The organism is Photobacterium sp. ABD4_091, assembly GCF_056160145.1.
The window spans coordinates 67,662-87,961 of sequence record NZ_JBSWWQ010000005.1 but is presented as its reverse complement, the minus strand read 5'-3'; the positions used below and the strand labels follow the sequence as shown (position 1 = coordinate 87,961).

15 protein-coding genes and 1 pseudogene are annotated in these 20,300 nt (G+C 50.0%); 6 read left to right on the top strand and 10 right to left on the bottom strand.

The annotated features are described in order from the left end of the window. Positions 1-82: 82 nt before the first annotated feature. Positions 83-1,390, bottom strand: a complete 1,308-nt coding sequence (locus ACXAGQ_RS27240; protein WP_475258189.1) for an anaerobic C4-dicarboxylate transporter — start codon at positions 1,388-1,390, stop codon at positions 83-85. A 105-nt stretch (positions 1,391-1,495) separates the two neighbouring features. Then, positions 1,496-2,959 (bottom strand): aspartate ammonia-lyase, encoded by a 1,464-nt coding sequence (gene aspA / locus ACXAGQ_RS27235; protein ID WP_475258187.1) that lies wholly within the window; start codon positions 2,957-2,959, stop codon positions 1,496-1,498. Positions 2,960-3,419: 460 nt separating this feature from the next. On the opposite strand from aspA, the gene ACXAGQ_RS27230 reads away from it, so the two are divergent. Next, a complete protein-coding gene (locus tag ACXAGQ_RS27230) occupies positions 3,420-3,974 on the top strand; it encodes an FxsA family protein (RefSeq protein WP_475258185.1) in 555 nt (184 codons plus the stop codon). A 109-nt stretch (positions 3,975-4,083) separates the two neighbouring features. Here ACXAGQ_RS27230 and ACXAGQ_RS27225 read toward each other — a convergent pair whose 3' ends face one another. Further along, entirely contained in the window at positions 4,084-5,475 is a 1,392-nt protein-coding gene (locus ACXAGQ_RS27225) for an MATE family efflux transporter (protein ID WP_475258184.1), read from the bottom strand. Between the two features lie 206 nt (positions 5,476-5,681). Between ACXAGQ_RS27225 and ACXAGQ_RS27220 the strand changes: the two genes are divergently transcribed. The 3 genes from ACXAGQ_RS27220 to ltrA all read left to right on the top strand — a co-directional run bounded on the left by ACXAGQ_RS27220 (position 5,682) and on the right by ltrA (position 10,349). Beyond that, entirely contained in the window at positions 5,682-5,972 is a 291-nt protein-coding gene (locus tag ACXAGQ_RS27220; RefSeq protein ID WP_036832752.1) for a co-chaperone GroES, read from the top strand. Between the two features lie 41 nt (positions 5,973-6,013). Next, the gene (gene groL, locus ACXAGQ_RS27215) at positions 6,014-7,660 is read left to right on the top strand and encodes a chaperonin GroEL (RefSeq protein ID WP_475258183.1); all 1,647 of its coding nucleotides are present in this window, start codon (positions 6,014-6,016) and stop codon (positions 7,658-7,660) included. A gap of 1,012 nt (positions 7,661-8,672) precedes the next feature. Next, positions 8,673-10,349: a group II intron reverse transcriptase/maturase gene (gene ltrA, locus ACXAGQ_RS27210; protein ID WP_475258181.1), complete on the top strand. Its 1,677-nt coding sequence runs from the start codon at positions 8,673-8,675 to the stop codon at positions 10,347-10,349. A 919-nt stretch (positions 10,350-11,268) separates the two neighbouring features. Here the strand turns inward: ltrA and ACXAGQ_RS27205 are convergent. From ACXAGQ_RS27205 to epmB, 3 genes and pseudogenes are all read right to left on the bottom strand, one after another. Then, positions 11,269-11,742, bottom strand: a pseudogene (locus ACXAGQ_RS27205) (MgtC/SapB family protein); the annotation flags it as partial. A 101-nt stretch (positions 11,743-11,843) separates the two neighbouring features. Further along, positions 11,844-12,746 carry a 30S ribosomal protein S6--L-glutamate ligase gene (gene rimK, locus ACXAGQ_RS27200; protein ID WP_475258180.1) on the bottom strand — a complete coding sequence of 301 codons (903 nt, stop codon included), beginning with the start codon at positions 12,744-12,746 and terminating at the stop codon, positions 11,844-11,846. Between the two features lie 618 nt (positions 12,747-13,364). Next, positions 13,365-14,387 carry an EF-P beta-lysylation protein EpmB gene (epmB, locus tag ACXAGQ_RS27195; protein WP_475258178.1) on the bottom strand — a complete coding sequence of 341 codons (1,023 nt, stop codon included), beginning with the start codon at positions 14,385-14,387 and terminating at the stop codon, positions 13,365-13,367. Between the two features lie 33 nt (positions 14,388-14,420). Here epmB and efp point away from each other — a divergent pair, with 33 nt between their 5' ends. After that, positions 14,421-14,987, top strand: coding sequence for an elongation factor P (efp, locus tag ACXAGQ_RS27190; protein ID WP_107301448.1), 567 nt, complete (start codon positions 14,421-14,423; stop codon positions 14,985-14,987). Positions 14,988-15,182: 195 nt separating this feature from the next. Then, positions 15,183-16,574 (top strand): SPFH domain-containing protein, encoded by a 1,392-nt coding sequence (locus ACXAGQ_RS27185; protein WP_475258176.1) that lies wholly within the window; start codon positions 15,183-15,185, stop codon positions 16,572-16,574. Between the two features lie 65 nt (positions 16,575-16,639). On the opposite strand, the gene frdD is transcribed toward ACXAGQ_RS27185, so the two are convergent. From frdD to frdA, 4 genes are read right to left on the bottom strand one after another with little or no spacing between them, the layout of a single operon-like run. After that, positions 16,640-17,002 carry a fumarate reductase subunit FrdD gene (gene frdD, locus ACXAGQ_RS27180; protein ID WP_107301447.1) on the bottom strand — a complete coding sequence of 121 codons (363 nt, stop codon included), beginning with the start codon at positions 17,000-17,002 and terminating at the stop codon, positions 16,640-16,642. Positions 17,003-17,012: 10 nt separating this feature from the next. Beyond that, positions 17,013-17,396 carry a fumarate reductase subunit FrdC gene (gene frdC / locus ACXAGQ_RS27175; RefSeq protein WP_317525256.1) on the bottom strand — a complete coding sequence of 128 codons (384 nt, stop codon included), beginning with the start codon at positions 17,394-17,396 and terminating at the stop codon, positions 17,013-17,015. Between the two features lie 2 nt (positions 17,397-17,398). Beyond that, complete coding sequence (locus ACXAGQ_RS27170) at positions 17,399-18,139, bottom strand: succinate dehydrogenase/fumarate reductase iron-sulfur subunit (RefSeq protein ID WP_039458938.1); 741 nt, start codon at positions 18,137-18,139, stop codon at positions 17,399-17,401. Continuing rightward, positions 18,139-19,953, bottom strand: a complete 1,815-nt coding sequence (gene frdA, locus ACXAGQ_RS27165; RefSeq protein ID WP_107301445.1) for a fumarate reductase (quinol) flavoprotein subunit — start codon at positions 19,951-19,953, stop codon at positions 18,139-18,141. The genes ACXAGQ_RS27170 and frdA overlap by 1 nt, the downstream gene beginning before the upstream one ends. Positions 19,954-20,300: the final 347 nt, after the last annotated feature.

Below are 20,300 nucleotides of genomic sequence, written 5' to 3'. Positions count from 1 at the left end.
AGTCACTATTTACTTCCTGCCTGCCTCAGCCAATAAAAAAGGCCGCCCGAAGGCGGCCTTGATAGGGAGCAATTATCCTCGATTACAGGATGATGCCGCCGAATACGAAGCCTAGCGCTACAGAAGTCGTGATAGTCACTACACCCGGGATGAAGAATGGGTGGTTGAAGACCAGGTTACCGATACGGGTTGAACCTGTGTCATCCATCTCAACCGCTGCAAGTAGCGTTGGGTAAGTCGGTAGTACGAACAGCGCACTTACTGCTGCGAAAGAAGCGATAGCGGTCAGCGGAGCAACACCGATAGCCAGTGCTGCAGGCATTAGCGCAGTTGTGGTTGCGCCCTGAGAGTAAAGCAGCATAGAAGCAAAGAACAGTACCATTGCTAGCATCCATGGGTAGTCGCTCAGTAGAGAGCCTGCTACTTCTTTGATACCGTCAACGTGGCCGTTTACGAACGTAGAGCCAAGCCATGCTACACCTAGTACACACACACATGCTGTCATACCAGAGCGGAATGTGGGTGCCGCTGGGATTTTCGCTGCATCGATGCCAGTAGTGAACACGATAGCCGCTGCTGCTGCTAGCATGAAGGTCATGATAGCTTCGTTACGGCCTAGCGCTGGGTTTTCGATAAGACCTACAGAGCCAGAGATAGCCGCAGCGTAAGCAACAACGATCAGGATAGCGCCCAGGAAGATGAAGGTCGCTTTCTTCGCAGAAGCTGGGATTTCACGTTTGGTTGAACCCTGTAGCTTGATTAGGCCTTTTTCCAGACGCTCTTGGTAAACAACGTCATCTTTCAGCTCACAGCCTAGGAAGTTGGCAACAAATGCACCGACCATACACGCGATGAAGGTGGTTGGGATACAGATAGCCAGTAGGGTTAGGTAGCCCACCCCGAGCGGTTCAAGAATGCCAGAGAAGAAAACAACCGCTGCGGAGATAGGCGATGCGGTGATCGCGATTTGAGAAGCTACAACAGCGATAGATAGCGGACGTGAAGGTCGGATACCTTGCTCTTTAGCTACTTCAGCGATAACTGGAAGCGTTGAGAACGCCGTGTGACCAGTACCTGCCATTAAGGTCATCAGGTAAGTCACGATAGGTGCGTAGAAAGTAATACGCTTCGGGTTCTTACGCAGGAAGTTTTCGGCTAGTTCAACCAGCCAGTCCATACCACCGGCAACCTGCATAGCAGCGATCGCAGTGATAACAGACATGATGATAAGGATTACGTCAATTGGGATATAGCTTTGGCTTGTTGGCATACCCAACAGCAGGGAAAGCACGATGACACCGGCGCCACCTGCCAGACCAATACCAATACCACCAATTCGGGCGCCCAAGAAAATGAACGCGAGAACGACTAATAGTTCTACACCAACCATATGATTGTCCTGTCTTAAAGTTAAAAATATAAAAGGGGGAAATCTGTAGCAAAAAAAGGCGGATCCTCATCCTGAAAATCCGCCGGGCTGTTTATTGGTTACAACTTAGTTGTAACGCTTAGCCTTGTATTCTGGGTGCATCAGGTTTTGTACCGAGAAGATGTCGTCTAGCTGCTCTTCAGTTAGAAGGCCGCGCTCTAGAACGACTTCACGGACGCTCTTACCGGTTTCAGCACAAATCTTACCTACGATGTCACCTTCGTGGTGGCCAATGAATGGGTTTAGGTAAGTTACGATACCGATAGAGTTGAACACGAAGCTTTCACAGACTTCTTTGTTCACTGTGATGCCGTCGATACACTTGTCACGCAGGTTGATACACGCATTCTTCAGGATGTCGATAGACTCGAACAGTGCCTGACCGATCACTGGCTCCATAACGTTCAGCTGTAGCTGACCGGCTTCTGCCGCGAAAGTGATGGTTGTATCGTTACCGATGACTTTGAAGCAAACCTGGTTAACCACTTCTGGCACAACTGGGTTTACTTTTGCTGGCATGATAGAAGAGCCAGCTTGCATTTCTGGTAGGTTAATTTCGTTAAGACCAGCACGAGGACCTGAAGAAAGAAGGCGCAGGTCGTTACAGATCTTAGACAGTTTAACCGCGGTACGCTTAAGTGCACCGTGAACCATTACGTAAGCACCACAGTCAGAGGTTGCTTCGATTAGGTCTTCTGCTGGTACACAAGGTAGGCCAGTTACTTCAGCTAGGCGCTGTACTGCAAGCTCCTGGTAACCTGTTGCCGCGTTAAGGCCAGTACCGATAGCTGTTGCACCTAGGTTAACTTCTAGAAGCAGCTGAGCTGTGTACTGAAGGTTTTTGATTTCTTCTTTGATTAGTACGCCGAACGCGTGGAATTCCTGGCCCACAGTCATTGGTACTGCGTCCTGAAGCTGGGTACGGCCCATTTTCAGTACATCAGCGAACTCTTTGTCTTTCGCATCGAAAGCACCTTTTAGGTACTCAAGCGCTTCAAGCATGTTCATGATGCTGTTGTATACCGCTACGCGGAAACCAGTAGGGTAAGCACAGTTAGTAGACTGAGACTTGTTGACGTGGTCGTTCGGGTTAACGATGTCGTACTCGCCTTTCTCTTTGCCCATTAGCTCAAGAGCAAGGTTCGCGATAACTTCGTTGGTGTTCATGTTTACAGAAGTACCGGCACCGCCCTGGTAAACATCTGACGGGAACTGATCCATGCACTTACCTGTTTCAAGGATCACATCACATGCTTTAACGATGTATTCGCCAACTTCTGATGGGATAACGCCCAGCTCTTTGTTCGCCATTGCAGCTGCTTTCTTGGTGAAAACCATACCGCGAACGAACTCTGGAACGTCAGAGATTGTAGTTTTAGAGATATTGAAGTTCTCTACTGCACGTAGGGTGTGGATACCCCAGTAAGCGTCGGCTGGAACTTGGCGTTCGCCTAGTAGATCTTCTTCGATACGAGTTGCAACGTTGTTTACCATTGCTTCATTTTTTTCTAGATCAATCATCTGAGACATGACGTAGCCTTAGTGGAATCTGCTAATTAAATTCAAATATTGAGCCAATTCTGAAACTTTAGAATCCATTCCGCAGAGAGTTTGGCTAGATGATCGTACCTGACACCTATTGTCTGCTGCCGATAATACTCCCCTTTAGGGGTAAAAACATAACCCAGATCACTTTTTTAATTGGACTGAAAACATTTGCACAGAAACGAGATATTGCTCACAAATACTGTTAATAACTCACCCGCGCTTTATGGTTAAAAATGACCAAATATGACAAAATGTGAAATTGGTGTTGGATTAATCGCAGCAGTCTTATTGTAATCAATCGTTACATTGAAACCCTATAGAAAAGAGTTGAAAAATGCCTGTCTGCTCCCAATATTTGATATAAGCCAAAGAGATTTCTGTAGTGTGGCACCTGTGTGTTACAACTTGACTCAAATTACTGCTCACCAGCAAGGGGAAAACTGTGTTTCCGATATTACTGTTTTTGTTTATTGTCGTGCCGATTGTCGAAATCGCCCTGTTCATCCAGGTCGGTGGTTTCCTCGGCATGTGGCCGACAGTGGGGCTGGTGCTGGTGACAGCGGTCGTCGGTGCCTCGCTGGTGCGTAGCCAGGGCATCGCAACCCTGATGTCAGTGCAAAGCCGCTTGCAGAAAGGGGAGCTGCCTGCCCAGCAAATCGTGGAAGGGGTGATGCTTGCTGTATCGGGTGTGTTGCTGCTGACGCCGGGGTTCATGACTGATGCCATGGGGATGGCGGTACTGCTGCCGGGGCCTCGTGCTTGGCTTGCCAAGCAACTGATGAGCCGGGTTAAGGTGCACGGGGTGTCATCGGGTGCCGGATTCAGTGCCGGCTTTGGCCCTGGCCAGGGGTTCGAGCAGCATGACCCGTTCAACCAGCAGCGCGACCCATTCGCTGGCAGCGGGCAAGACCGCCAGCAGGGGGGCGATGTGTTTGATGGTGAGTTCGAACGTAAAGATGACAACAAAAATGACGATGACTCGCCACGCCTTCACTGAGTGCTTTAACGCACAGCAACGATAGACATAAAAAAGACAGCCTCGGCTGTCTTTTTTTGTTTATGCTGTTCACATTTGTTACGGCATGTAAATGCGCATCAAAAATGCACTAGGAAATAGGTTCGGCATGCCAGTGGCGGCGCAGTCGGACTGCATACAGGTAGGCGGTCAGCCCGCTCAGCGCATTGGCCACGGCGATACCGACAAACAGCCCCTTGGTGCCGTGGAGGGTACTGCCCAGCCAAGCCAGCGGCAGCAGCAGGGCAAACAGGCGCAGCAGGTTCCAAACCAGGGCATCGACCGGGCGGTGCATGGCGTTGAGGCCGCTGATCAGCAACATGCAGACGGCTTGCAGGCCGTAGCTGGCCGGAACCACCACCAGGTAGTGCCACAGCTGTGACTGTACCGCCGGGTCTTGACTGAACATCGAAGACAGCGGCCAGCTCAGCGGTACCATCATGATGAAAATCAGCAACTGGAACAGGATGGCAAAGCGCATGGCGGTAAACAGGGCGGCAAACGCCCGCTGCGGCTTATCCGCACCGAGGTTCTGCGCCATAAATGGCATCAGCGCCGATCCCAATGCCATCATCACGGTGATCAGAATCGACTCGATCCGCATCGCGGCGCCATAGGCCGCCACCGACGTTGTGCCCTGGATAGCCAGCAGCGCCATCAGCAAGGCGCCTGAAAGCGGGTTGAGGGCGTTGGACAGCCCTGCCGGGGTACCGATTTGCAGTATCTGGCGCCAGTCGCCGACCAATCGGGATAGCTGCGGTGGCGCGACCAGCTTCTCGCGCTTGATCAGCACGTGCAGTGAGCCGGCTAGGGCAAAGGCCCAGCTGATCCCGCTGGCAATCGCCGCGCCTTTCACCCCGAGCTCGGGGAATGGCCCGATGCCGAAGATCAACAGGGGATCCAGCGCGCCGTTGATCGCACCGGCGAGGATCATGATCTTGGCCGGGGTTTTGGCATCTCCGGTAGCCCGGATGGCACTGTTGCCCGCCATCGGGATCACCAGCAGCGGGATCGCCAGGTACCAGATAGACATGTAATCGCTGATGATGGGCAGCAAGTCCGCCCGCGCGCCTATCAGGCTGAACAGCGGCTCGATAGTCAGCACGCCCAGCGTCGAGGCAAGTACCATCATCATCACCGCCAGCAGCAGGCCATGGGTGGTCAGCCGTGCCGCGCTGCGGGTATCGCCGCTACCGAGCAGACGGCCGATGCTGGTGGAGATACCGACACTGATCCCCATAGTAATGCAGTTGATGGCAAAGGTGATCGGGAAGGTGAAGCTCACCGCCGCCAGCGCTTCGGTGCCCAGCAGGGATATGAAAAATGTGTCAACCAGGTTGAACATCAAAATGGCCACCATGCCGAAGATCATCGGTACGGTCAGGCGTTTGAGGACATCAGGAATAGGCTCGGACAGCAGGCCGTGTTTATCCGGCCGGTGGCTGCTAGCCCTCGTCAAATCTGGCTTGTTGTTGTCTGCCATGGTCGTCTCGGGAAAAGAATGCCCGCTTACCCTAATGCAAAGAGTGTGATCGGGCAAAAAAACTGTCAGATAATTTTGAAAAAATAGTGCTGCAGGACTTGGGTTCTCAAAAAAAGACCCAACATGTTTATGTATCAGAAAAAGTAAACGGCTATCCGTTTACCTTATTAATCTATGGATATTACCAAAATCAGGAGAGACGACCGATGAACATTCGTCCTTTACACGACCGAGTTATCGTTGAGCGCCAAGAAGTTGAATCTAAGTCTGCTGGTGGCATCGTGCTAACAGGCTCTGCTGCTGAAAAATCGACTCGCGGTAAAGTACTGGCTGTAGGCAATGGCCGCATTCTAGAGAACGGCACGGTTCAGCCGCTGGACGTTAAAGTTGGTGATACTGTGATCTTTGCTGAAGGCTACGGCACGAAGACTGAAAAGATCGACGGTAAAGAAGTCCTGATCATGTCTGAAAACGACATCATGGCAATCGTTGAATAATCCGTTCACCTCGAATAAAGAATTAAGAAAGGAAGAAAGACATGGCTGCAAAAGACGTTAAATTTGGTAACGACGCACGTATTAAAATGCTAGAAGGTGTCAACGTTCTGGCTGACGCAGTAAAAGTAACACTGGGTCCTAAAGGCCGTAACGTGGTACTGGACAAGTCATTCGGTGCACCGACTATCACTAAAGATGGTGTATCTGTTGCGCGTGAAATCGAGCTGGAAGACAAGTTCCAGAACATGGGCGCACAAATGGTTAAAGAAGTTGCCTCGCAAGCGAACGACGCAGCGGGTGACGGTACCACAACAGCAACAGTACTGGCGCAGGCTATCGTTAACGAAGGCCTGAAAGCAGTTGCTGCGGGTATGAACCCAATGGATCTGAAGCGCGGTATCGACAAAGCCGTTGTTGCTGCAGTTGAAGAGCTAAAAGCACTGTCTGTGCCATGTGCAGACACCAAAGCGATTGCTCAGGTTGGTACTATCTCTGCTAACTCTGACGCGACTGTAGGTAACATCATTGCAGAAGCGATGGAAAAAGTAGGCCGTGATGGCGTTATCACTGTTGAAGAAGGCCAGGCACTGCACGATGAGCTAGATGTTGTTGAAGGTATGCAGTTCGACCGTGGCTACCTGTCTCCTTACTTCATCAACAACCAGGAAGCTGGCAGCGTTGATCTGGAAAACCCATTCATCCTGCTAATCGACAAGAAAGTATCTAACATTCGCGAGCTGCTACCAGCACTAGAGGGTGTGGCTAAAGCGTCTCGTCCACTGCTTATCATTGCAGAAGACGTTGAAGGTGAAGCACTGGCAACGCTAGTTGTGAACAACATGCGTGGTATCGTGAAAGTGGCTGCGGTTAAAGCACCTGGTTTCGGTGACCGCCGTAAAGCCATGCTACAAGACATCGCGGTACTGACTGCGGGTACAGTGATTTCTGAAGAAATCGGCCTTGAGCTAGAAAAAGTTCAGCTTGAAGACCTAGGCCAGGCGAAGCGTGTTTCTATCACTAAAGAAAACACCACTATCATCGACGGTACTGGCGAAGAAGAAATGATTGCCGGCCGTGTTGCTCAGATCCGCCAGCAAATCGAAGAAGCAACTTCGGACTACGACAAAGAGAAACTACAAGAGCGTGTTGCTAAGCTAGCAGGCGGTGTTGCAGTGATCAAAGTCGGTGCTGCGACTGAAGTTGAAATGAAAGAGAAGAAAGACCGCGTTGAAGATGCCCTACACGCAACCCGTGCAGCGGTAGAAGAAGGCGTAGTTGCTGGTGGTGGTGTTGCACTTATCCGTGCTGCATCTAAAGTTGTTGACCTACAGGGCGACAACGAAGAGCAGAACGTAGGTATCCGTGTTGCACTACGTGCAATGGAAGCACCTATCCGTCAAATCACCAAGAACGCCGGCGACGAAGAGTCTGTAGTGGCAAACAACGTGAAAGCGGGTGAAGCAAACTACGGCTACAACGCAGCGACTGGCGTTTACGGCGACATGATTGAAATGGGTATCCTAGACCCAACAAAAGTAACCCGTTCTGCACTGCAGTTCGCGGCTTCTGTTGCTGGCCTGATGATCACTACCGAAGCGATGGTAACAGACCTACCACAGAAAGACGCTCCTGCAATGCCTGATATGGGCGGTATGGGCGGCATGGGTGGCATGGGCGGTATGATGTAGTGCGACGAGAGTCGCGTAGGTAGCTAGCCGAGCGGGCTACGTCCATAGTAAGCACTGACATGGTGCTTACTACCCCCCGCCGAAATAGCATTTTGAAACCCGATATTCGGGCTTTGCTTAAGCCTGAATATCGGTCTCCCTCACGGGAGTCTGATTATTCGGTATAGGTCTTAGCCTATATCCTGCATTTTGCGGATATACGTTGAAGCAGCGCTTAGGTGTTGTGAGGTAACGGGAAGATTCGTGTCTTAAAAGCTTGAGCCACCTATTCGGTGCAAAGCTGTTTTCATTATTGTCTTGGCCTTAACTGAACTCGGACGGGTACAGCGAAGGGTTAGTAAGACCTATTGTTCAGCCAATAGTAGCCTAGGGATAGTGCATCTGCGGTAACGCGGTGTGCGGAGCTTCCTGACAATGTACCCCCACTTCAGTGGTTGTCATGTGCTGTAAAGCAACTGACAGGAATGCGGCCAATAGTAGGCGGCAGAGGGGCTAGGCTAGGTTATATGGTTAACGTATGTGAACTATTGATAAACACCGTCAGCCGCGACGAGCGAAAGGCTATTGATGACTCTACGTGCTTTGGTAATGCACTGGAGACTAACGCTTCGACCAAAAGGTGTATGGCCAGTTATTCCTCTTACATCTGGGAATACGCTGATATTTGTGCCATCGGTGGATAGATAGAACCTAAGTAACCTATGTAATGAAAGCGGAACTCGGAAACCCCATATTTTCGCCTTTTAGGCAGGTAACCTGTGAGGGGAGCTGTTGGATGTATGGGAATAGGAGAGCAGAAAAAGCTAACGCCACCTTGTAATGAGCTGGATAAGGAATCAACGTATTCCTACCGGAAACGGTGCTGACGTCTGCTTGGTCTTTAATCGCGTGAAAGCAGGTAAGTTCTTAATTCACGTTGTATGAGTTATTGAAACCCATAGGGTAATCAAAGCCCTATGGGCTTAGTGCACCTTGTGATGTTTCATTTCTGATGTTTATGGAGGAAAGCAAGGTGCATACTTTAGCGCAAGTTAAAGTATCTGCATCCTCCCATCAAGCGGAGCAATGGCACAGTATTAACTGGGAGCTTATGCACCGTTCGGTGAGAGGACTACAGGTACGAATCGCGAAAGCAACGGAAAAGTCTGATTGGCGTAAGGTCAAACGGCTTCAAAGGATGTTAACCCGATCATTTGCTGCCAAAGCACTTGCCGTTAGGCGTGTTACTGAAAACCGTGGTAAATCGACCCCGGGAGTTGACGGAGAAACATGGAGTAACCCAAAGGACAAATGGAACGCGATAGATAGACTTGAGCGAAAAGGCTATAAGCCTAGACCACTCAAAAGAGTCTATATACCCAAAGCCAATGGCAAACTAAGGCCGTTAGGAATACCGACGATGCTTGATAGGGCAATGCAAGCTCTGTACTTGTTAGCTCTTGAGCCCGTATCGGAAACAACAGCGGATCGTAATAGTTATGGTTTTCGCCCTAATCGCTCATGCGCTGATGCTATCGAGCAATGCTTCGTGAATCTCAGCCGAAAATCTAGCGCCCAGTGGGTGCTAGAGGGAGATATAAAAGGGTGCTTCGACCACATAAGCCATGATTGGCTTATTGCCAACATTCCTATTGATAAGGTTGTACTTAGGAAATGGTTGAAATCTGGATTCATGCAGTCTGGAAAGTTCAACCCAACAGAGGCTGGTACACCACAAGGAGGAATTATCTCTCCTGTACTGGCTAATATGGCGTTGGATGGCTTGGAGGCGGTGCTCGAATCCCATTTCGGGAAGAAGAACACCAAAGCGAGCTATAAAACCAAGGTCAATTATGTGCGTTACGCAGATGATTTCATTATTACCGGTATCTCTAAAGAGTTGCTGGTAGAGGAGGTTCTACCTGTTGTGAAAGCCTTTATGGCCGAACGAGGGCTGGAACTTTCAAATGAGAAAACTGTAATTACACACATTGATGAAGGGTTCGATTTTCTAGGACAGAATTTGCGTAAATACGATGGCAAGATGTTGATTAAGCCATCAAAAAGAAACGTGAAGGTATTTCTGAAAAGCATACGTGACTACCTTAACAGCCATAAAACAGTTCCGGCTAAAGCAGTAATAGCCAAACTGAATCCCATGATTAAAGGGTGGTGTAATTACCATCGTTGGGTATGTGCTAGCGAGACGTTTAAGTATGTGGACTACAGAATTTGGAAAATGCTTTGGCAATGGTGCAAGCGCATCCACCTCAATCGCCGTAAACGCTGGATTAAAAGTAAGTACTTTAAGAAAGCAGGTGATAGGAACTGGGTATTCAGTGCTCCTCGGCCAATAGGGGAAGATGGTTACTATCGGTTGCTAAGTGCAGCAAAAGTGAAAGTTGATAAACATGTGAAGATTCGGGCGACAGCTAACTGTTATCTACCTGAAGATGAACAATATTTTGAGAAACGGAAGGTACAGAGGCTGAAAAAGTCTCTGGTCGGTAGCATGAAGCTCTGGAGACTTGTCGAAAGGCAAGACTTCAAATGCGCTGTATGTCATCAGCAGTTCAATTCGAAAGAGGAGTGGGATGTACACCACATAATCCGCAGAGTTGATGGTGGCTCGGATAGAAATGAAAACCTGATGGTGTTGCACGTTAATTGTCATCGACAATTACATAGTGCGTTGCTGGCTTGTACTTAAGTGCAGGCTTATGAAGGCTTGAGCCGTATGCGGGGAAACTCGCACGTACGGTTCTTAGGGGGCGGTGGCGCAGTAATGCGTCGCTGCTACCCGACATACCCCTATCTCGCTGAGATAGCTTTAAAATTTGAAAACGGAGGCGAAAGCCTCCGTTTTTTTATGGCTGGGAAAGGCAATATCACCTTGTAGGGGCTTACTTTTCCCATGATGAGCTTATTATGGAAAAAGCTCAGAAAGCTGCACATGATTAATGCCCATGTATATCAATAACTTAAGGGTGTTTGGTTTATCTTGTCTGATCAGGGTTGATAATGTTCTGCTTTTTGATGTTCAATGCCGAAAAAGCTGAACGCGTTAAACATCAGGGAAGGGTGAGGCGATGAGGCTGCTTGAGCGTTAGTGTTTAATGGCGAGAGGCAAAGCAATTAGCTTGCTTGAGTTCACATGGTAAAAAGCCAAAAAAGCTGCACATAAAGTAAATCGTTTAATATCAGTAGCTTAGTAGTATTGTTTGACGGGATCTTATAGTTCCCAATATGGTTCTGCTTTTAGCTGTTGTTTTGATAAAAAGCTGTACAGGAAAAGCGGCTCTTTCCCTTAGCCCTGCCGGAAAATGGCTAAAACAGCAGAGCTGAGTTTGTTAGGGAAAAAGCCGAAAAAGCTGAACACTTATTTATCTGTTATAAATCAGTGTCTTAGTGTCGGGTTGGGAGCTTTTAGATATAGGTGGCTAAATCGCTCACCAAAAAGCAGTATTTATGCTCTATCGCTGTACATGTCGAATAACGGCTTCCAGGTGTGGCTTGGTAGCCACCCTTTCAGGCGTATTTTCCTCTGAGGTGGCTTCGTTCGGCGTCGCTTTGGCCCCGTCAGTGTTCCCCGCGACATCCTGCCTTTCATCTATTTCCTGGCGGTGGCGTTTTACCTTTTTCAGTTGGCGCCGGTCGCTCAGGTGGGCGTGGACACCTTTACGCAAGATACGCAGGCTATTTTCCAGCTTATCGACGCCAAGCAAAATCGCCACCACGATACCGGTCATCATTACTGCCGTCTGGCCGTAACCCAAGCCGATGGTGATCCCGAGGGCGGCCAGCATCCATACGACGGCTGCTGAGGTAACCCCATGGATTTGCCCGTCCCGGGTCATCATCACGCCGGCACCCAAAAAGCCGATACCGGTGATCACTTGTGCCATGACCCGGGAAATGTCGGCATTGTTGGTCGATAACGTCTCACCCAGGGTAATGAAAAAGTAGGTCCCCATGATGATTAAGGTCGAGGTGCGGATCCCTACCGGTTTTCCCCTGATTTGGCGCTCTACCCCAATCACCGTGCCGCAGATGGCACATTGTAAAAGGGCTGGCCAGGCAAAGGGCGTAATATCAAGCCACATAATGGCTGTTGCTCCTGTCTTTGAATGTGTTGGCAGATGAAAAAAGCAGCCCGGAGGCTGCTTTCATCTGTGTTCTTTGTATGCCGCTAGGCAAGAGAGCATTACTGGTGAGAATTGCGGCGACTTTTTTTGCCGGCATTTTTCTCAATGTATTCCACAATCATCCCGGCGATGTCTTTGCCGGTCGCCCCTTCAATGCCTTCCAGGCCTGGCGAAGAGTTTACCTCCATCACCAGCGGCCCGCGGTTGGATCGCAGCAAATCGACCCCGGCAACGCTGAGCCCCATGGCTTTGGCGGCCGCCACGGCGGTCTTGCGCTCTTCCGGCGTAATGCGGATTAATGATGCACTGCCACCACGGTGCAGGTTAGAGCGGAACTCGCCTTCTGCGCCCTGGCGTTTCATCGCGGCAATCACTTTGTCGCCGATAACAAAACAGCGGATATCGGCACCACCGGCTTCCTCGATGAATTCTTGCACCATGATGTTGGCTTTGAGTCCCATAAAGGCCTCAATCACACTCTCGGCCGCTTTTTGGGTCTCGGCCAATACCACACCAATGCCCTGGGTGCCTTCCAGCAGTTTTATTACCAGTGGCGCACCGCCAACCATCTTGATCAGGTCCGGCACATCGTCAGGTTTGCTGGCAAAGCCGGTAACTGGCATGCCGACGCCCTTGCGGCTGAGTAATTGCAGCGAGCGCAGCTTGTCCCGAGAACGCGAAATCGCAATAGATGGGTTCACTGAGAACACATCCATCATTTCGAACTGGCGCAGTACCGAACAGCCGTAAAAAGTAATATCCGCACCGATACGCGGAATAATGGCATCAAAGCCAGTCAGATCTTGGCCTTCGAAATGGATCGACGGCTTGACCGAGTTGATATTCATATAACAACGCAATGCGTTGATGATTACAGCTTCATGGCCGCGCTGTTCAATGGCTTCGCGCAGGCGGCGGGTTGAGTACAGGTTTTCGTTCTGGGAGAGAATGCCAATTTTCATTGCGTTACTCATAAAAAAGGTGATGGATTGCCTGCTGGGCGTGAAGTTTGGCTGCCTTCCTCGCCAGCAGATTGGAGCGCGACTATGCGCTTACTTGGTTTAAAAAGCGAGCGATTTGGCGATGATCTTTTTTGATTGCAACCATCAAAGAATTTTCTCAACCCAGTACCAATTAGCTTATCATGTTCTTTTTGAACTGGCGGGGTTTACCTGGCAAAAAGCGTGAAAAGCTGTACGTGATTTTAAATCCTTTAATATCAGTGGTTTAGTTGCGGTTTATCAATTGGGTTATTGTTGCATAAAAGCTTGTTCAGGTTTTAGCTGATCATAAGGTTATTTGCTGAGCGTGTTGGTGGTCTTGGCCAAGAATATGACCTTTTGAGTTGCTGTGAGCTTTAAAGGAAAAAAGCTCGAAAAGCTGCACGTTAATAAATCAATTAAAAACAATGGGTTAGAGTGTGGTGGTTGAGGTTTTACTTAAGAGGCTGTTTTGGTCACCAAAAAGGTGGCTACTGGGTTTTTAGCTGTACATAAGGGTGAGAAAGAGGAGCTGTTGTGGCTACTGCAGTGCAAAAGGCACTGCAGCAGGCAAAAGAAAAGCATTTGCTGGGCTAAGGGTTACTCGAGATGCAGATCCAGCGGGGTTTTGCTGCGGCGGCCACCGATCTCACGGGTCAGCTTCGGTACCATATAGCCTGACACATTCTCCATCAGACCAGCCATCAGCTGGCGGGCGGTATGGTCGTCGACCATGAAGTGCGCTGCGCCCTGGACCCTGTCTAACACATGGAGGTAGTAGGGCAGGATACCGGCATCAAACAAGGCTTCACTGAGCTGGGTTAGGGCGGTGACAGAATCGTTAACGCCTTTAAGTAGCACCCCTTGGTTTAGCAGGGTGACATCAGCCTGTTTAAGCGCCAGCATCGCCTGTTTCAGCTCACCATTGATTTCATTGGCGTGGTTGATGTGTGTAACCAGCACGGTCTGTAGGCGGCTCTGGGCCAGCATTTGGCATAGCGCAGGGGTGATACGCGATGGCATCACTACCGGCAGGCGGGAGTGGATACGCAGCCGCTTGATATGCGGTATGGCACCGATGGCATCGATCAGCCAGGCCATCTCGCTATCTTTGGCCATCAGGGGATCGCCGCCGGACAGGATAACCTCGTTGATGTCGGGCTGGTCTGCGACATAATCCAGCGCGGCTTGCCAGTTGCGCTTACCGCCCTGGTTGTCCTGATAGGGGAAGTGGCGGCGGAAGCAGTAGCGGCAATTGACCGCACAGCCGCCTTTGACAATCATCAGCGCCCGGTTCTTGTATTTGTGTAGCAGGCCCGGAATGGCATTGTCCTGCTCTTCGAGCGGATCCTGCGAGTAGCCCGGATGAACCTCGAACTCTTCTGCCAGGGGCAATACCTGTCGCAATAACGGGTCATGGGGGTTGCCAACTTCCATTCTATCGACAAAGCTCAAAGGGACACGCAGCGCAAATAATTTCCGGGCCGCCAAGCCTTCTGCCCACGGGGCGGGATCGATTTTCAGGCTATTTAGCAGTTGAATCGGATCAGAAATCGCATTAGCAAGATCATTCAGCCAGTTTTGCTCAACAGATGAGGCGTTTCGGGTTATTATGTGCGGCATTAAATACAACTCGAAGATGTTAAGAGGATAAAAATGGCGTCTTTCAGCACCAATGAATTCCGCGGCGGAATGAAAATTATGCTAGATAATGAACCATGTGTCATTATCGAAAACGAATTTGTTAAGCCAGGCAAAGGCCAGGCGTTCAACCGCGTTAAAATCCGTAAGCTGCTTTCAGGCAAGGTACTGGAGAAGACTTTCAAGTCTGGTGAAAGCGTTGAAGCTGCAGACGTAATCGATACTGATCTTGATTACCTATACAACGACGGTGAGTTCTACCACTTCATGAACAATGAAACGTTCGAGCAGATTGCTGCTGACGTGAAAGCGGTAGGTGAGAACGCGAAGTGGTTGGTAGAAAACAACACTTGTACGCTTACACTGTGGAACGGCAACCCAATCGCAGTAACGCCACCGAACTTCGTTGAGCTTGAAGTAACTGAAACCGATCCTGGCCTGAAAGGCGATACCCAGGGTACTGGTGGTAAGCCAGCGACGCTATCAACTGGCGCTGTGGTACGTGTACCGCTATTCATTGCTATCGGCGAAGTGATCAAGGTTGATACCCGTTCAGCTGAATACGTTGGCCGTGTGAAGTAATTCACTTCCGGTTGTAAAAAAGGTCGCCTAGGCGGCCTTTTTTGTTTTTTAAACAAGCACTTCTTGTAAATCTCGACGCACATTTTGACCTGCGTTGGATTCAAAGCGACAAATGCATTGTTTTGCTTTCATTGGTACCTGTTATTTCTTACCCTGAGCCATACATTGGAATAATAACAAGTTGGTTTAGGGAATATGGATTTTAAGCCTGAGGCGCAGAATGCGCTCAAGAAAAAAGTGTCACTCCCCGTTGTTGGCGGGATCCTCGGGACCGCAGCGCTATTTGGCCTGGTCAATAACTCTGTTCTTATGACGGATGCGGGTTATACCTATGTGCACCAGAATAACCTGACCGGGGATCTGGATGTGTTCAATCAGCCCGGTATCCATTTTAGGATGCCGTTCCTGTCGAAAATCACCAAGTATGATCAGGTGATCACTGTCTCCTACGGCAATACCACCGGGGAAGATTTCTACCAGCGCCTGCCGGCAATCCAGGTGCGCTTTGCCGATACCTATGTCGGTGAAATACCGGTGACTTTCCGTTTCAAGTTATCGCAAGACCCAGAGGCAATCATCAAGCTGCACAGGGAATTTCGCAATAACAGCAATCTGATAGATGCCCTGTTGGTGAAAAACGCCCGTAATGTCACGGTGATCACGGCAACCCAGTATACCGGTGAAGAGTTCTTCCAAGGTGGCTTGAACCAGTTCAAGTCCAAGTTGGGCGATCAGCTGCGTGACGGTATCTACATGACTGAGCGCCGCCAAGTCGAGGTCGAACAGATTGACCTAGCACCGGTCGGGGTAAACCAGAACAACTCCAACCAGCTTCAGCGTACCCAGCAATTGGTCTGGAAGACGGTACCGATGCTCGATGCTCAGGGTAACCCGAAGCGCCAGGACAACCCGTTGCGCCAGTATGGTATAGCGGTGACCCAGGTGACGATTGGCGATCCCAAGCCCGAGGGGCAGTTAGACAAGCTGCTGACCGACAAGAAGCGCCTGGTCGCAGACCGTATCCGTGCTATTCAGGAGCAGGAGACCTCGAAGGCCCAGGCGGAGACCGAGCAGCTGCGCAAGGAGATCCAGCGTACCCGTGAAGTGCAGGACGCCCAGCGCAACAAGGAGCTGGCGATTATCTCGCAGCAGAAAGAGGTTGAGGTCGCCCGCCAGATCGCCGAGCGGGAGATTGTAGAGGTCGAAAAGAAAAAACGGCTAGCCGAAGTAGACAAGGAAAAAGAGCTGGCCATCGCAGAAGCCAACCTGGCTATCCAGAAAGCCAATGCCCTGTCGGCAGAGTATGAAGCCAAGGCAATTCTCGCCAAGGGGCGGGCAGAGGCGGAGATCCTCAAGGCCAAATACGATGCCTATGGCGCCAACCGCGATGTTTATCTGGCTGAGCTCAACCGTGATGTCTCAACTGCCTTGTATAATAACTTGAAGAACTACCAGGTGGAGATGCCGAAAAACTACTTCGGTGGAGAGGGCGGCAAGATGACCACCAATCTTGATGTGATCACCGGCTTCGGCGCGTTGGGGATTTTGGAGCAGAACGAGAAACTGGCTAATCAAGTTAAGCAATAGTTACCTCAAGCTGCAGGCATAAAAAAAGCACCGCGAGGCGGTGCTTTTTTCGATTCGTATCACGATTAGATCATGAATACGAAAATCACAGCGAGTGCAGACACAAGGAATGCTGCTGCGTAGCATGCTACTTTACCTGCCACACCGGTGTGGAATTTCAGGTCGTGCATACCGTGGTGCAGACGGTGCATCGCGTGCCACATTGGCAGAGCCAGTGTCGCGATAGTAAACAGTGCACCGATGAAGCTGGTGACGAAGCCAGAAACGCGCTCGTAGCTCATTGCGTCAGCATCTAGGATACCCAGTGGGACCATGATACCCAGTACCAGTACAGTCACAGGTGTCAGCATTGCAAACCAAGTACCGCCAGCACCGAACAGACCCCACCATACTGGTTCGTCAGAACGTTTAGGATTTAGATTAACCACGTGGCTCTCCTTAAACTAGAACTAGTACGAACAGTGAAATTGCAGCAACCGCAGCCCACTGAGATAGAACAACAACTTTCTTGTCCAGGGTTTTGCCTTTCAGTTTGATAGGCATAACCTGAGGCATCATGCTGAAGAAAGTCTGCGCGTGGAACAGGCTACCCGCCAGTGCCAGCACGTTCAGGATAACAACGACTGGGTTCGCCATGAACTCAAGCCAGCCAGCCCAAGCTTCAGGGCCTTTCACTAGGCTACCTAGACCGAAAGTCAGGCAGATAGTGAAGAAGATCAGTGGTAGTACAGTTGCTTCACGAACCATGTAGAAGCGGTAGAAAGGATGATCCTTCCACCAAGTGCGCTTCATTTCGCGAACGTAAGGTTTACGATTGCTCATCCTTATGCCTCCTGAGGTTTCATCATGGCGATAACGAAATCTTTAGAAGATTCCACTTTGCCTTGGTTAACCGCTGCTGCTGGATCTACGCTCTTCGGACAAACTTCAGAACAGTAGCCAACAAACGTACAGCCCCATGCACCGTTTTCACCGTTGATCAGCTTCATACGCTCATCAGAACCGTTGTCACGGCTGTCTAGGTTGTAGCGGTGTGCCAGGGTAAGTGCTGCAGGGCCGATGAACTCAGGGTTCAGACCGAACTGCGGACATGCTGCGTAGCAAAGGCCACAGTTGATACAACCTGCAAACTGCTTGTACTTCGCCATTTGCTCTGGCGTCTGGTTGTTTGGACCATCTTCAGGCTTGCGATCGTTGCCGATGATGTATGGCTTGATAGCTTCTAGACGCTCGATGAACGGCGTCATGTCAACCACAAGGTCTTTCTCGATAGCGAAGTTAGACAGCGCTTCGATTTTCAGGCCGTTCGGGTAGTCACGTAGGAAGGTCTTACAGGCCAGTTTTGGCACCTTGTTGACCATCATGCCGCAAGAACCACAGATTGCCATACGGCAAGACCAGCGGTAAGCCAGATCTTTATCTAGGTTGTCCTTGATGTAACCCAGTGCATCAAGCACAGACATAGTTTCGTTAAACGGTACTTCGAACATTTCGAAGTATGGTTCTGCATCTTTCGCTGGGTCATAACGCAGAATTTCTACTTTTTGGATGCGATTGTCTGACATTACGCCTGCTCCCCTTTCTTCTCTGCCGCTTCGGCTGCTTCTTTCGCTGCCGCTTCTTCTGCCGCTGCACCGTATAGACGGGCTTTTGGCTGAGACTTGGTGATTGTTACGTCGCTGTACTCGATACGAGGTGCGTCGTCACCGTTGAAGAACGCCAGTGTGTGTTTCAGGAAGTTCACGTCGTCACGCTCAGTGCAGCCATCGTCAAGACGCTGGTGCGCACCACGAGATTCTTTACGCTGGATAGCAGAGTGAGCCATGGCTTCAGCAACTTCTAGGCCGTAACCCACTTCGATTGCGTATAGCAAGTCAGTGTTGAATACTTTGCCTTTGTCTTTGATGCTGATGTTCTTGAAGCGAGCACGTAGTTCGGCCAGCTTATCGATAGTTGCCTGCATCAGGTCTTCTTGGCGGTAGATACCACAGCCCGCTTCCATGGAGTGACCCATTTCAGTGCGGATATCAGCCCAGTTCTCGTCGCCTTCTTGTGCCATTAGGGCATCAATACGGTCTTGAACTGCTTGAACCTGTGCTGTGATAGCAGCTTCGTTCCAGCCTTTGAATTCTTCAGCGCGTTTCGCCGCACCTTCACCCGCTAGACGACCGAATACCACAAGCTCAGCCAGTGAGTTAGAACCTAGACGGTTAGCACCGTGCAGGCCAACAGAAGAACATTCACCAACGGCGAATAGGCCCTTGATGCGTGTTTCGTTGTGCTTGTCAGTTTCGATACCACCCATGGTGTAGTGAACCGTTGGACGGATTGGGATCGGCTCTTTGGCTGGGTCAACGTTAACGTAAGCTTTTGACAGCTCACAGATGAACGGTAGACGCTCGTGCAGGTACTCTTCACCTAGGTGGCGAAGGTCAAGGTGTACCACGTCACCCAGTGGGTGCTTGATGGTGTTGCCTTTTTGCTGCTCGTGCCAGAATGCCTGGGAAACTTTGTCACGAGGACCTAGTTCCATGTATTTGTTTTTCGGCTGGCCAACTGGTGTTTCTGGGCCCATGCCGTAGTCTTGCAGGTAACGGTAGCCGTTCTTGTTGACGATGATACCGCCCTCACCACGACAACCTTCGGTCATCAGGATACCTGTGCCAGGTAGGCCAGTTGGGTGGTACTGAACGAACTCCATGTCACGCAGAGGGACGCCGTGGCGGAAGGCCATAGCCATACCGTCACCGGTAACGATGCCGCCGTTGGTGTTGCAGTTGTAAACACGACCAGCACCACCTGTTGCAAGTACAACAGACTTCGCTTTAATGCAGATCAACTCACCTTCGGCCATGTGGATAGCCACAAGACCCTGCACTTCACCTTCTTCAACCAGTAGGTCTACAACAAAGTATTCGTCGAATCGCTTGATCTGATCGTATTTGATAGACGTCTGGAACAGGGTGTGCAGCATGTGGAAGCCGGTTTTATCCGCGGCAAACCATGTGCGCTCAACCTTCATACCACCGAAGCGGCGTACGTTCACGTCACCATTTTCTTTACGGCTCCATGGACAACCCCATTGCTCTAGCTGGGTCATCTCGCGGGTCGCGTTTTCTACGAAATATTCAACAACGTCCTGTTCACATAGCCAGTCACCACCGCCAACGGTGTCGTTGAAGTGGTTGTCCAAGCTATCCTCATCCTTGATGACGGCAGCGGAGCCACCCTCTGCAGCTACGGTATGAGAGCGCATTGGGTAAACTTTAGAAATAAGAGCAATTTCCAAGTCTGGGTTTGCTTCAGCAGCAGCGATGGCAGTACGAAGACCTGCACCACCCGCGCCGATTACAGCGATATCTGTGGTAATTGTTTTCACAGCTATCCTCCGGAGGTAAGACGATAAAATTTAAAAAAGTACGCCTGGGCGTACTTAACCTTGAAATCCTAAAGGCATTCTATGAAACAATATCGATAGAAAAGTTGATTTAGACGCAGCTTTTTAAACGAAATAGCCCAAAAGTATAAGGTGATTACAGAAAGTGTGAGAGTTGTCACAATTTGTAATGTTTTGTGGTTGTTAATTAATCGAAACAAAATGTGCGATTTGTTTCTGGCTCATTAAATATGTGTTTCGTATTTTTTTGCTAAGTGGCTAAAAAAGCAGGATTTATCTCGTAAGCAAATGGGTGCTTCTTTGTTTAATGTTGTGTTAATGCGAATCTT